Raw genomic sequence first — 13591 nt, 5'->3', positions numbered from 1 at the left:
GTAATACGGAAGGCCGATACAAACATGGCGCAGCTCGACTGGTCCGAACTAGACAACAAGGCAGTTGACACCGCGCGTGTTCTCGCCGCAGACGCAGTCGAGAAGGTGGGTAACGGCCACCCCGGAACCGCGATGAGCCTCGCTCCTGCCGCCTACTTACTGTGGAACAAGGTCATGCGCCGCGACCCTCTGGATGACCAGTGGATTGGCCGCGACCGCTTCATTCTTTCTGTGGGCCACTCCTCGCTCACTCAGTACGTTCAGCTCTACTTGAATGGTTATGGCCTCGAGCTCGATGACCTCAAGGCATTGCGCACCTGGGGCTCACTGACCCCTGGCCACCCCGAATACGGCCACACCAAGGGTGTGGAAATCACCACTGGCCCCCTGGGTCAGGGTCTGGCATCTGCCGTTGGTTTTGCTTACGCCTCTCGCTTCGAGCGCGGTCTGTTTGACCCCAACGCAGCCGCAGGTAAGAGCCCTTTCGATCACTTCGTCTATGTCATTGCCGGTGACGGTGACCTTCAAGAGGGTGTCACCGCTGAAGCTTCCTCGCTTGCTGGCCACCAGCAGCTGGGTAACCTCATCGCGATCTACGACTCGAACCAGATCTCGATCGAAGATGACACCACCATTGCCTTCACCGAGGATGTCGCCAAGCGTTACGAGTCCTATGACTGGCATGTCCAGACTGTGGACTGGAAGAAGACCGGTGTCTACGTTGAGGACGTAGCCGCTCTCAACGACGCTATCGAGGCAGCCAAGGCTGTTACTGACAAGCCTTCACTCATCATCCTCAAGACCATCATTGGTTGGCCTTCGCCTAAGAAGCAGAACACCGGAAAGATTCACGGTTCTGCTCTCGGGGCAGATGAACTCAAGGGTCTCAAGGAAGTTCTTGGCTTCGATCCCGAGCAGAGCTTCCAGGTTGCCGACGAGGTTATCGAGCACACCCGCAAGGCAGTGACCAAGGGTGCTGCTGAGCGCGCCGAATGGCAGAAGAGCTTCGACGCTTGGGCTGCAGCTAACCCTGAGAACAAGAAGCTTCTCGACCGCCTCGAAGCTGGCCAGCTTCCAGACGGCGTCGAGGCAGCACTTCCCGTCTTCGAAGGCGGCACTGAAGTGTCCACCCGTGCAGCATCCGGCAAGGTGCTCAACGCTCTGGGTGCAGTTATCCCCGAGCTCTGGGGTGGTTCTGCTGACCTCGCTGAGTCCAACAACACCACGCTAGAAGGCTCTAAGTCCTTCGTTCCTGCACAGTGGTCAACCCACGAGTGGACTGGTGACAACTACGGTCGCGTTCTCCACTTCGGTATCCGCGAGCACGCCATGGGCGCCATCTTGAACGGTATTGCCTTGCACGGCAAGACCCGCGCATACGGTGGAACCTTCCTCATCTTCAGCGACTACATGCGCCCTGCTGTGCGCCTGGCAGCCCTCATGAAGGTGCCTTCGATCTTCGTCTGGACCCACGACTCTGTGGCTCTCGGTGAAGACGGCCCCACTCACCAGCCCATTGAGCAGCTCGCCACCTTGCGCGCTATTCCTGAGCTGGATGTGGTTCGCCCCGCAGACGCCAACGAAGTTGCCTACGCCTGGAAGACCATCCTCGAGCGCCGCAACGGACCAGCTGGTATTGCACTGACTCGTCAGAACATTCCAGTTTTCACTCGCGGAGAAGGTGCTGCTTCCGGCGACACCTTTGCTCACGCCCGTGAGACCGCCAAGGGTGCCTACACACTCGTGGACGCAGCCAACGGCAAGCCTGACGTCATCTTCATCGCCACCGGTTCTGAAGTTCAGCTTGCTGTTGCCGCTCGCGAACAGCTTGCAAGCGAAGGCATCCACGCCCGCGTGGTGTCAGTTCCTTGCCTCGAGTGGTTCTACGAGCAGCCTGCGGCATACCAAGAGAGCGTTCTTCCAGCAGCAGTGAAGGCTCGCGTCTCCATTGAGGCAGGCCTGTCATTGACCTGGGACAAGATTGTCGGTACTGCCGGTCGCAGCGTCTCGATCGAACACTTCGGTGCATCAGCTGATTACAAGACCCTGTTCACCAAGTTCGGCATCACCACCGATGCCGCTGTCGCTGCTGCGAAGGAATCAATCGCAGCTCAGTAACACTTCACTCAGGGTCAGAAACAACTTCTCTGGCCCCGAGTTACAACTTCACACACACCACAACCAGATCCGCTCCCCTTACTAACTGGAGAATCAACGTTCATGTCGAACACCCCCACCGCACAACTGTCCGCAGCCGGCGTCAGCATTTGGCTCGATGACCTTTCCCGTGAGCGCATCACCTCTGGCAACCTTCAGGCACTCATTGCTCAGAAGAACGTAGTGGGCGTCACGACCAACCCCACCATCTTCGCTGGCGCCCTCACCAACGGTGAGAGCTATGCAGCACAGGTCAAGAAGCTCGCAGCTGCGGGTGCAGATGCAGAGGCAGCAGTCTTCGACATCACAACCGATGACGTTGCAGATGCCTGCGACATCTTCCGTGGTGTTTACGACGCAACCCAGGGTGTTGACGGCCGCGTTTCTATCGAGGTCTCCCCCACACTTGCTCACGATGCTCCTGGCACCGTGGAAGAAGCAAAGCGTCTGTGGGCAAAGGTCAACAAGCCCAACGCTCTGATAAAGATCCCCGCAACCCTTGCTGGCCTGGACGCCATCACCGAAGTTATTGGTGCGGGCATCTCGGTCAACGTGACCCTGATCTTCTCCCTCGAGCGCTACGAAGCAGTCATCAACGCCTACCTTGCAGGACTCGAAAAGGCGCAGGCTAACGGCCACGACCTTTCGCAGATCCACTCAGTTGGTTCATTCTTCGTTTCTCGCGTGGACTCCGAGGTAGACAACCGACTCAACGCCATTGGCACACCTGAAGCTCTGGCTTTGAAGTCCAAGGCTGGTCTTGCTAACGCTCGCCTGGCTTATGAACTCTTCGAGGACATGTTTGACACTGAGCGCGCAGCAGCACTGCTGGCCAACGGTGCCAACGTGCAGCGTCCCCTCTGGGCATCCACCGGAGTCAAGGACCCTGCCCTCCCCGACACTCTCTACGTGACCGAACTGGTTGCTGCAGGCATCGTGAACACCATGCCTGAAAAGACTCTGGATGCCACCTTCGACCACGGTGTGGTCACCGGTGACACCATCACCCCCAACTACGCAGACTCCAAGGCTGTCTTTGCAGCACTTGCAGCTGTCGGAGTCGACTTCCAGGACGTCACCAACGTCCTCGAGTCTGAGGGTGTTTCCAAGTTCATCATCTCGTGGGGCGAACTCCTCGAGACCGTCAACACCGCTTTGGCTGGAGCATAAATGTCATTCCGCATCAAAGTATCTGGAGCTGCAGAAGCAGCTGTTGAGAAGCACGTTCCTCAGCTCGTTGCTGACCTCGTAGCTTCCAGCATCACTGCTCAGGACCCCGCACTCTGGGGCAAGGCTGCCGAGGCAGAATCGGCTATCCGACTGGGCTGGACAGAGTCTGTGTCCATCTCTCGTCCCCTCGTGGCAGAGATTGAGGCTCTGCGCGATGAACTGCGTGCCCAGGGCATCAACCACATTGTCTTAGGTGGCATGGGTGGCTCCTCACTGGCTCCTGAAGTCATCACTGCAACCATGCAGGCTGATCTTACTGTTCTGGACTCCACCGAGCCTGGCCAGATTAAGGCAGCAATCACCGACCGCCTGCACACCACTGCCGTGGTGATTTCCAGCAAGTCCGGTGGCACCGTCGAGACTGACAGCCAAAAGCGCATCTACGAAGCAGCTTTCGCGGCAGTAGGTATCGACCCTCTCGAGCGCATCATCATCGTGACCGACCCAGGTTCTCCCTTGGACAAGTCCGCTCGTGAAGCTGGTTACCGCGTCTTCAACGCAGACCCCAACGTGGGCGGTCGCTTCTCGGCCCTGACTGCTTTTGGTCTGGTTCCATCTGGTCTTGCTGGTGTGGACATTGCTGAGCTTCTCAATGAAGCCGAAGCAATCTCCCTGGATCTCGCTGTTGACCAGCCTGAGAACCCCGGTCTGATTCTTGGTGCAGCAATTGCGGGCACCTCGCCCCTGAAAAACAAGCTGGCACTCGTCACCGATGGCACTCACCTTGTTGGTTTCCCCGACTGGGCTGAACAGCTCATTGCTGAATCCACCGGTAAGGAAGGAACAGGAATCCTTCCTGTTGTTCTCGACGTCGTCTCCCCTGAGCTTTCTGCAGGTTATGCAGATGTTCAGGTTCTGCGCCTGGTCGATGACGCTCACGAATTCCACCTGCTCAACCGCGACAAGCACGAAGGTGAAATCCTTGTCTCGGGAACTTTAGGCGCCATGTTCATGGTGTTTGAGTATGCAACTGCTGTTGCAGGCCGTTTGCTGGGAATCAACCCCTTCGACCAGCCCGATGTGGAATCGGCCAAGATTGCTGCTCGTGCACTTCTGGATAACCGTCCAGCTCCCACCGAACCACTCTTTGTCGAAAAGGGCATCGAAGTTCGCGCTCACGGAAGCATCGGCGATGCCAAGACAGTTCGGGAAGCGATCACTGCCGTGCTCGAACAGCTCCCTGCAGATGGTTACGTCTCCGTTCAGGCTTACGTGGACCGTGCAAACTACCCTCAGCTTCACGGTGTTCGCGACCTCGTCGCAGCTCGTGCTGGTCGCCCCGTGACCTTCGGTTGGGGACCTCGCTTCCTGCACTCCACCGGCCAGTTCCACAAGGGCGGCCCAGCAGTGGGTGTCTTCATCCAGATTCTTCAGGCACCAGACGGTGACGTAGTCATCCCTGAGCGCCCCTTCAGCTTCGGTCAGCTCATTGCTGCCCAGGCTGCTGGTGATGCCAACGTTCTGGCCGACCACGGTCGTCCCGTTCTGACCCTCACTTTGACTAACCCCAACACTGAACTCGAACACCTGTTCGCAGCCTTCAACTAAAGGACCTTCATGTCACCTGTTGACATCACTCCGGAGAACAACCCTCTCCGCGTTGCCGAAGACCGTCGACTGAACCGCATCGCAGGCCCCTGTGGTCTGGTGCTGTTCGGTGTGACCGGTGACTTGGCACGTAAGAAGCTCATGCCTGCGGTTTATGACCTCGCAAACCGTGGTCTTCTTCCTCCCGGCTTCGCACTGGTGGGCTTTGCCCGCCGCGACTGGGAAGACGAAGACTTCGCTCAGATTGTGCATGACTCGGTCAAGCAGTATGCCCGCACTGAGTTCCGCGAGGAAGTCTGGGACCAGCTGGCTAAGGGTATTCGCTTTGTTCAGGGTGAATTCAACGATGACAAGGCCTTTGATCGCCTGAAGAAGACCATTGCCGAGCTGGACGAGAAGCGTGGAACCATGGGCAACCATGCGTTCTATCTCTCCGTTCCTCCCCGCTCCTTCCCTGAGGTTGTATCTCAGCTCAAGCGTGCTGGTCTCGCGGATGAAGTCGAAGGCCAGTGGCGCCGCGTAGTCATTGAGAAGCCATTTGGTAGTGACCTCAAGACTGCTCGTGAACTCAACAAGGTCGTCGAATCTGTGTTCCCAGCAGACTCAATCTTCCGCATTGACCACTATCTCGGCAAAGAGACCGTTCAGAACATCCTGGCTTTGCGCTTTGCAAACCAGCTTTTTGAACCTCTCTGGAACGCAGAGCATGTCGACCATGTTCAGATCACCATGGCTGAAGACATTGGTGTGGGTGGCCGTGCTGGCTACTACGACGGCATTGGTGCTGCTCGCGACGTGATTCAGAACCACCTCCTTCAACTTCTGGCATTGACCGCAATGGAAGAACCCATTTCCTTCGATGCGCAAGATCTGCGTGCAGAGAAGGAAAAGGTTCTTGCTGCAGTGCGTTTGCCAGAAAATCTGGCCGAAGCAACAGCCCGCGGACAATATGCCAGTGGCTGGCAAGGCGGCGAAGAAGTTGTCGGCTTCTTGGACGAAGAGGGCATGAACCCTCAGTCCGTGACCGAAACCTATGCAGCCATGCGCCTCGACATCGGAACCCGCCGTTGGGCTGGAGTTCCCTTCTATCTCCGTGCCGGCAAGCGTCTGGGACGCCGCGTGACCGAGATTGCCGTGGTGTTCAAGCGAGCACCTCAGTACTTGTTCGCAGACCACCAAACTTCTGCCCTAGGTCAGAACGCACTCGTGATCCGTGTTCAGCCCGATGAGGGTGTAACTATCCGTTTCGGCTCAAAGGTCCCTGGTGCCGGTATGCAGGTGCGCGATGTGACCATGGACTTCGGTTACGGCCACGCCTTCACCGAAGCCAGCCCCGAAGCATATGAACGTCTCATCTTGGACGTTTTGCTCGGCGATCCTCCCCTGTTCCCCCGCCACGAAGAGGTGGAACTGAGCTGGAAGATCCTCGACCCCATCGAAGAATTCTGGGAGACCCAAGGACAGCCTGAGCAATATGCTCCAGGAACCTGGGGTCCTGCCTCTGCCGATGCCCTCATGGCCCGTGACGGCCGCGTTTGGAGACGTCCATGATCCTCGAACTCCCTGACACCACCACCGCCAAGGTTGCCAAGGAACTGGTCAACCTCCGCGAAGAAGGTGGCGCTGTTGCGCTTGGTCGTGTTCTCACCCTTCTCATCTCCACCACCATTGGTGAAGAAGAAGAGGCGATTGCCGCGGCAAATGAAGCATCTCGCGAGCACCCCATGCGCGTCATTGTTCTCTCGGTGATTGAACCTGAACACTCCATTTCCAACCGTCTCGACGCGGAAGTTCGCGTCGGTGGTGACGCAGGAGCCAGTGAAGTAATTGTCCTGCGCGCCTATGGTCAAGTTGGCTCTGATGAACAGGGCTTGGTAACAGGTTTACTTCTTCCCGACACCCCAGTCGTGGCATGGTGGCCTGGCGCAGCACCTGAAAAGGTTTCTGAGTCTCCACTGGGCAAGATTGCGCAGTGCCGCATCACCGATGCGGCTGCGCAAGCAGATCCCATCGAAGCTCTTGGAGACCTTTCCAAAACATATGCCCCTGGCGATGCTGACTTCGCCTGGACAAGGTTGACTCTCTGGCGCACACAACTCGCTGCTGTGTTGGACCAGCCACCTTATGAACCCATCACTGAAGCTCACGTGACTTCTACCCCCGACTTCCCTTCGGCGAAGATGCTGGCCGCGTGGCTGCAACTGCAACTCGGTGTTCCCGTCTCGTGCGATCTCACCCACACTGGCCTCAGCTGGGGCGGTATTCACGGTGTTCGCTTAGTTCGCCCTTCGGGTGATATCGAGCTGACTCGTATTGAGCCTTCCGTTGCACGTCTGAAGCAGCCCAGCCAGCCCACCCATGAGATTGCAATGCCTCGTCGAAGCCTTCGTGACTGCTTGTCTGAGGAACTGCGTCGCCTTGACCCCGATGAGGTCTATGGCCGCGTTGTGACCGAAGGTTTGCCCCAGATCATTGTGACTGCCAAGTGAGCGATGAAACCACGCTTGAGGCGTATGCAGACAAGCAAGAGCTCATCGACAACATTGATGAGATCTTCGAGGAAGCCGTCAAAGAACTTCTTGTTGAACAGCCCGCTGTTCACGTTGTTTTGACCGGTGGAACAGTCGGAATCGCACTTTTGGAGAACATTGACCCCAGTAACAAGCTGGATTGGTCACGCATTCACCTGTGGTGGGGCGACGAACGTTTCGTTCCTGCTGGTCACGCTGACCGTAATGAAGGTCAGGCAACAGCAGCTCTCATCCACCGTCTGCCCATTCCAGCTGAGAACGTTCACCGCATGCCTGCCTCTGATGCAGGAATGACGCTCGATGAGGCAGTAGACGCCTATGACGATGAACTGGCCAAGTACTGGCCAGAACTTCCTGAGTTCGACATCACGTTCTTAGGTGTGGGTCCCGATGCGCACATCGCCAGCTTGTTCCCTGGTTTGGAAGGCATCGAAGTCGATGACCGTGCTGTGATTGCCGTGCGCAACTCCCCCAAGCCACCGGCAGAACGCATCAGTCTGACTCTTCCAGCACTCAATAACTCCAAGAACGTCTGGATCGTCGCCTCTGGCGAAGACAAGGCAGATGCGATCTATGCCGCATTCACCTCTGAAAGTGCCTCAGAAGCGCCTGTGAGCGCCGTTGAGGGCATTGAAGAGACCGTGTTCTTCACCGACGAGGCAGCAGCAGCTCGCCTCATTGACGAAGACTAGCTAGCGCAGCCTGCTCGAAGCAGGAATGTGGAGAGCACCGTCGCGATAGCTCACACCCTCGAGGCTTTTCACAACGACGTTTACGTCAGTATCCAGCGCAACTTTGGTCACACCAATGACCTGTGCCACACCTGCAGCAACACCTGCCTGAATACCAGCAGCCGCATCTTCAAAGACAATGCACTCCCCTGGCGCTAACCCTAGGTTCTGCGCTCCGCGCAGATAGGGATCCGGGTGAGGCTTACCAAGCTCCACGTCTTCAGAAGACACCAACTCGGCAGGAACGGGCAAACCAGCTGCACAGAGTCGTGCAGCACCGAGGCGAGGGTTGGCGGAGGTGCAGACAGTCCACATTCCGGGAGCGAGTGAGGTGAGGAGCTCAACAGCACCAGGCAGTGGCTTGGTCAGGCTGGAAGAGTCCTGCTCAAGCTGGTGGATATAGGCAACAGCTTCGTCATAGATGTCATCCGAGACATGCCTTCGGACCATGTCCTCTGCGCGGATCCCTGCATTCGAGCGATCGCTCCAGTCAAAATCCGGTGCAAACTTCTTTGACCACGCATCCCAAGCCTCAACCGCAGCACCGTGACTGTCCACGAGGACACCGTCATTGTCGAAGAGCAGACCAGATACTGGAATGACAAGATCAGTCATGAAACTCCTTCGAGGCGTGGGGAAAGAAAAATATAGCCCCTGATTTCTCAGGGGCTATATGAAAGTTACTTGGTGGGCTTGACCGTTCCGCGGCGAACGCGGAGCTGGTGAAGAGCATCTTCGAGAATCTGCTCAGCCTCTTCTTCGGTGCGACGTTCCTTCACATAGGCAAGGTGAGTCTTGTAAGGCTCAAGCTTGGCTAGCTCAGGTGGGTTTGCCTTGTCGCGACCTGCGGGAAGACCGGACTGTGGGCAGTCGATGATCTCAGGAATTTCTTCCTCAGGCAGGTTAGCTGCGAAGTAACGTACTGTCTCGTTACCGAGAGCATCCCAGTAAGAGATAGCAATACGTTCTGCGTGAATACCGTGATCTTGTTCTCCCATGGGTCCCGCGCCAACGCGCGAGCCACGGATTGCACTTCCGCCGGATGCCATAGTTATGCTCCTTGGAACTTAGTAATGAGGCCCAGCAGGATGATGCAAGTAATCCAGATCAGGCCCAAAATGATGGTGATGCGGTTGAGGTTACGCTCAGCCACACCAGAGGATCCCAGAGTCGAGCTCATGCCGCCACCGAACATATCGGAGACGCCGCCACCGCGACCCTTGTGAAGGAGGATCAGCAGGGTGAGGAGCAGGCTCGTGATGCCGAGCAGCACCTGCAGAACAATCTGAAGAATTTCCATAGCTACAGTCTACCCGACTAGATAACGTGCTTCTGGAAACGAGCAATGCTCGAGAACTCAGCAACGTCAAGGCTGGCACCACCGACGAGAGCACCGTCGATGTTGGGCTGACGCATGAAACCAGCGATGTTGTTGGCCTTGACCGAACCGCCGTAAAGAATGCGAGTGCGCTGCGCGGCAGCGTCACCCAGAACTTCTCCCAGTGCCACGCGAATTGCAGCACAGACAGCTTCTGCCTGCTCTTCGGTAGCAACCTTGCCGGTGCCAATAGCCCAGACAGGTTCGTAAGCGATCACGATGTCTGCATCCTGAGAGACGCCCTCGAGAGACTTCTTCAGCTGAGCCACAGGAACAGCAGAAGGACCAAACTCTTCGAGCTCTGCTTCGGTTTCTCCTACGCACAGAACAGGAACGACACCGTGCTTGAGTGCAGCCTTGACCTTGTTGCCCACGATCTCGTCGTTCTCACCGTGATACTGGCGACGCTCTGAGTGACCAATGATCACATAAGAGCAACCCAGTGCCTTAAGGAAGCCACCAGGAATTTCACCGGTGTAGGCACCTGAGTCGTGCATGGAAATGTCCTGTGCACCGTAAGCGAGTTCGAGCTTGTCTGCTTCAACCAGGTTCTGCACCGAACGAATGTCGGTGAAGGGTGGGAAGACCGAAACTTCAACGTCGGTGTACTTGTGGTTGGCGTCTTTGAGGGTCCACGCCAGCTTCTGCACGAAGGCGATTGCCTGGAGGTGATCCAGGTTCATCTTCCAGTTACCCGCGATGAGCGGGGTACGAGTGTTTACCATCCGAGGACCTCCAGGCCAGGTAGACGCTTGCCCTCGAGGAATTCGAGGCTAGCTCCACCACCGGTTGAAATGTGACCGAACTGGTCATCTGCGAAACCAAGAATGCGCACAGCAGCAGCTGAGTCGCCGCCACCAACAACGCTGAGGCCGTCGACTTCAGTCAGTGCCTGAGCAATTGCGCGGGTGCCTTCGGCGAAGGCGGGAATTTCAAACACACCTGCAGGGCCATTCCAGAACACTGTCTTGGATGCCTTGATCTGCTCAGCGAATGCTTTGCCGGTGTCGGGTCCAATGTCGAGGCCCATCCCGGTTGCACCAAAAGCAGTGTCTTCCAGGGCGTCTGCAGGAGCAATGACGTGCTCTGCATCAGCGCCAAACTTACTGGCCATCACGATGTCGGTGGGAAGAATGATCTTCACGCCACGAGCTTCGGCATCTGCGATGTAACCGCGAACGGTGTCGAGCTGGTCAACCTCAAGCAGGCTGGCACCGACTTTGTAGCCCTGAGCAGCGAGGAAGGTGAAGACCATGCCACCGCCAACCAGGATGGTGTCCACGCGAGGAAGCAGGTGGGAAATCACACCGAGCTTGTCGGAAACCTTAGAGCCACCGAGAACAACCGTGTAGGGGCGCTCGGGCTTTTCGGTGAGGCGATCGAGAACATCGAGTTCAGTCTCGATGAGCAGACCTGCTGCGCTGGGAACCAGCTTGGCCAGGTCGTAGACAGAAGCCTGCTTGCGGTGAACAACGCCGAAACCGTCGGAGACGAGAACGTCACCGAGCTCGGCGAGCTGAGCAGCAAAAGCGCCACGCTCTGCTTCGTCCTTGGCGGTCTCCCCTGGGTTGAAACGCAGGTTCTCGAGAACAGCAATCTGGCCATCAGCCAGAGCAGAAACCGTGGCCGTTGCCGAGTCACCGACGGTGTCGGTAGCGAAAGCAACGGGCTTGCCGAGCAATTCACCGAGGCGAGTTGCTGCGGGTTCGAGGCTGTACTTAGCCTCGGGTGCTCCGTCAGGACGCCCGAGGTGGCTCATCACCACAACACGGGCGCCCTGATCGAGCAGAGCGTTCAACGTTGGCAGCGACGCACGGATACGTCCGTCGTCGGTAATCACACCATCCTTGAGCGGGACGTTGAGGTCACAACGGACCAAAACACGCTTGCCAGCAAGCGAACCGAGTGAGGAAAGGGTGCGAAGTGCCATATTGACTTTCTTTCTTTAGAGCTGTTCGCCGACGTACTCAGTCAGGTCGACGAGACGGTTGGAGTAACCCCACTCGTTGTCGTACCAGCTGGAGATCTTGACCTGGTTGCCCAGAACACGCAGCAGACCAGCGTCGAAGATCGACGAGTGTGGGTCGGTCACGATGTCGCTAGAAACGATCTCGTCTTCGGTGTACTTGAGGATGCCCTTGAGGTGACCCTCTGCAGCAGCCTTGAATGCAGCCTTGACCTGCTCCTCGGTAACTGGCTTCTCCACCTGGATGGTGAGGTCAGTGATCGAACCAGTTGGTACGGGTACGCGCAGTGCGAAACCGTCGAGCTTGCCGTTGAGCTCAGGCAGAACCTTACCGATGGTCTTTGCTGCACCAGTGGAGGAAGGAACAATGTTGATTGCTGCAGCACGTGCACGGCGCAGGTCAGAGTGAGGACCATCCTGAAGGTTCTGGTCAGCAGTGTATGCGTGAACAGTGGTCATCAGACCGGTGATGATGCCGAATTCCTTGTCAAATACCTGCACGAGAGGTGCGAGGCAGTTGGTGGTGCACGACGCGTTCGAGATGACGTGGTCAGTAGCCGCGTTGTACTTCTCGTTGTTGACGCCCATGACGAAGGTGGGGATGTCGTTGCCGGTAGGAGGAGCAGAGATCAGAACCTTCTTGGCGCCAGCAGCGATGTGCTTGCCAGCAGAAGCGCTGTCAGTGAAGCGACCGGTGGACTCGATAACGACGTCAACACCGAGCTTGCCCCAGCCGAGGTCAGCGGGGTCGCGCTCTGCGAGCACCTTGATCTTCTTGCCGTTGACGATGATGTTCTCGTCATCGTGCGATACGTCTGCATCCAGACGACCAGTTACCGAGTCATACTTCAGCAGGTGTGCGAGCACCTTGGTGTCGCTGAGGTCGTTGACGGCAACAATTTCAATGTCTGCGCCCTGTGCGAGTGCAGCACGGAAGTAGTTACGTCCGATACGGCCGAAACCGTTGATTCCAACTTTGACAGTCACTTCGTCTCCAAGTGATGTTAGGGAGCGAAATGCTCCAATGGTGGGGATGGTGGAGGGAGGGTGTTACTTATTTCTGAAAAACCAGTAGGAACGGGTGCCCCGAAAAGATTCGAGACACCCGTTGTCAACTACTAAGAGAATAGCAGGACGCTGGATGCGCCCTTGCGTGCAGCGTCGAAACGCGCCGAAACATCAGCCCAGTTGATGATGTTCCAGAATGCGGTGACGTAGTCACCCTTCACGTTCTTGTAGTCCAGGTAGAAGGCGTGCTCCCACATGTCGAGCATGAGCAGAGGAATGGTTCCTGCTGCAATGTTGCCCTGCTGGTCATAGAGCTGCTCAATGATGAGGTTCTTGCCGAGTGCATCCCATGCCAGGAATGCCCAGCCGGAGCCCTGCAGACCTAGTGCGACAGCGTTGAACTGTGCCTTGAAAGCATCGAAAGATCCGAAGAACTCATCGATTGCTGCTGCAAGTTCGCCGGTGGGGCGCTCTTCAGAACCTGGGGTTAAGTTCTTCCAGAAGATGGAGTGGTTGGTGTGACCACCAAGGTGGAATGCAAGGTCCTTCTGGAGCTTGTTGATGTTGGCGAAGTCGTTCTTCTCACGTGCTTCGGCAAGCTTCTCGAGCGCAGTGTTTGCGCCGTCAACGTATGCCTTGTGGTGCTTGCTGTGGTGGAGCTCCATGATGGTTGCGCTGATGTGTGGTGCGAGAGCTGCGTAGTCGTAATCCAGCTCGGGCAGTGTGTAGTTTGCCACTTAGGTGTTCTCCTTAGAACGTGCGGTTGGGTCTTACTGTGTGTAACCGTCTCGGCTTCAAGTTTATTGCCGAAATCGGGTGGTTTTTCTGGGAGTTAGGCGTCAATATCGTCAGGGACAGCTGATTCAGTGCCCGGAACACCCAGGTCCTGCGCCCGTTTGTCAGCCATGGCCAGCAAACGGCGAATACGGCCAGCGACGGCATCCTTAGTCATCGGAGGATCAGCGTGGTGTCCGAGCTCATCCAGGCTGGCATCACGGAAGTTCAAACGCAGTTCCCCTGCGTATTTGAGGTGTTCAGGGAT

General features: G+C 56.9%; 14 protein-coding genes. 6 read left to right on the top strand and 8 right to left on the bottom strand.

All coding sequences use genetic code 11. The features are described 5' to 3' along the window. Window positions 1-24 precede the first annotated feature (24 nt). From tkt to pgl, 6 genes are all read left to right on the top strand, one after another. Window positions 25-2118: a transketolase gene (tkt, locus tag Q0362_RS06210; protein ID WP_298121336.1), complete on the top strand. Its 2094-nt coding sequence runs from the start codon at window positions 25-27 to the stop codon at window positions 2116-2118. A 102-nt stretch (window positions 2119-2220) separates the two neighbouring features. Beyond that, window positions 2221-3327, top strand: coding sequence for a transaldolase (gene tal, locus Q0362_RS06205; RefSeq protein ID WP_280794794.1), 1107 nt, complete (start codon window positions 2221-2223; stop codon window positions 3325-3327). Beyond that, window positions 3328-4935, top strand: coding sequence for a glucose-6-phosphate isomerase (locus tag Q0362_RS06200; protein ID WP_298121331.1), 1608 nt, complete (start codon window positions 3328-3330; stop codon window positions 4933-4935). Between the two features lie 9 nt (window positions 4936-4944). Beyond that, complete coding sequence (gene zwf, locus Q0362_RS06195) at window positions 4945-6486, top strand: glucose-6-phosphate dehydrogenase (RefSeq protein ID WP_298121327.1); 1542 nt, start codon at window positions 4945-4947, stop codon at window positions 6484-6486. Then, complete coding sequence (locus tag Q0362_RS06190) at window positions 6483-7424, top strand: glucose-6-phosphate dehydrogenase assembly protein OpcA (protein ID WP_298121325.1); 942 nt, start codon at window positions 6483-6485, stop codon at window positions 7422-7424. The genes zwf and Q0362_RS06190 overlap by 4 nt, the downstream gene beginning before the upstream one ends. Further along, on the top strand, window positions 7421-8158 hold the full coding sequence (gene pgl / locus Q0362_RS06185; RefSeq protein WP_298121322.1) for a 6-phosphogluconolactonase: 738 nt from the start codon (window positions 7421-7423) through the stop codon (window positions 8156-8158). Before Q0362_RS06190 ends, pgl begins: the two co-directional genes overlap by 4 nt. Here pgl and Q0362_RS06180 read toward each other — a convergent pair whose 3' ends face one another. The 8 genes from Q0362_RS06180 to whiA form a co-directional block, all read right to left on the bottom strand. Then, a complete protein-coding gene (locus Q0362_RS06180) occupies window positions 8159-8812 on the bottom strand; it encodes an HAD-IA family hydrolase (protein WP_298121319.1) in 654 nt (217 codons plus the stop codon). A gap of 65 nt (window positions 8813-8877) precedes the next feature. After that, on the bottom strand, window positions 8878-9246 hold the full coding sequence (locus Q0362_RS06175; RefSeq protein ID WP_110233133.1) for an RNA polymerase-binding protein RbpA: 369 nt from the start codon (window positions 9244-9246) through the stop codon (window positions 8878-8880). A 2-nt stretch (window positions 9247-9248) separates the two neighbouring features. Continuing rightward, a complete protein-coding gene (secG, locus tag Q0362_RS06170) occupies window positions 9249-9497 on the bottom strand; it encodes a preprotein translocase subunit SecG (protein ID WP_280794800.1) in 249 nt (82 codons plus the stop codon). Window positions 9498-9514: 17 nt separating this feature from the next. Then, window positions 9515-10300, bottom strand: coding sequence for a triose-phosphate isomerase (tpiA, locus tag Q0362_RS06165; protein ID WP_298121315.1), 786 nt, complete (start codon window positions 10298-10300; stop codon window positions 9515-9517). Then, window positions 10294-11505 (bottom strand): phosphoglycerate kinase, encoded by a 1212-nt coding sequence (locus Q0362_RS06160; protein WP_298121312.1) that lies wholly within the window; start codon window positions 11503-11505, stop codon window positions 10294-10296. Before Q0362_RS06160 ends, tpiA begins: the two co-directional genes overlap by 7 nt. 15 nt (window positions 11506-11520) lie before the next feature. Next, a complete protein-coding gene (gene gap, locus Q0362_RS06155) occupies window positions 11521-12528 on the bottom strand; it encodes a type I glyceraldehyde-3-phosphate dehydrogenase (RefSeq protein ID WP_298121309.1) in 1008 nt (335 codons plus the stop codon). 131 nt (window positions 12529-12659) lie between these two features. Beyond that, window positions 12660-13286, bottom strand: coding sequence for a superoxide dismutase (locus Q0362_RS06150; RefSeq protein ID WP_298121306.1), 627 nt, complete (start codon window positions 13284-13286; stop codon window positions 12660-12662). A gap of 95 nt (window positions 13287-13381) precedes the next feature. Continuing rightward, window positions 13382-13591: DNA-binding protein WhiA (gene whiA / locus Q0362_RS06145; RefSeq protein WP_298121303.1), on the bottom strand; the 210-nt coding region annotated here is incomplete at its 5' end.

This window comes from uncultured Aurantimicrobium sp. (assembly GCF_936931525.1).
GTDB lineage: Bacteria > Actinomycetota > Actinomycetes > Actinomycetales > Microbacteriaceae > Aurantimicrobium.
Note: the sequence above shows the minus strand (reverse complement) of the source record. Positions and strands in the feature narration are given on the sequence as shown.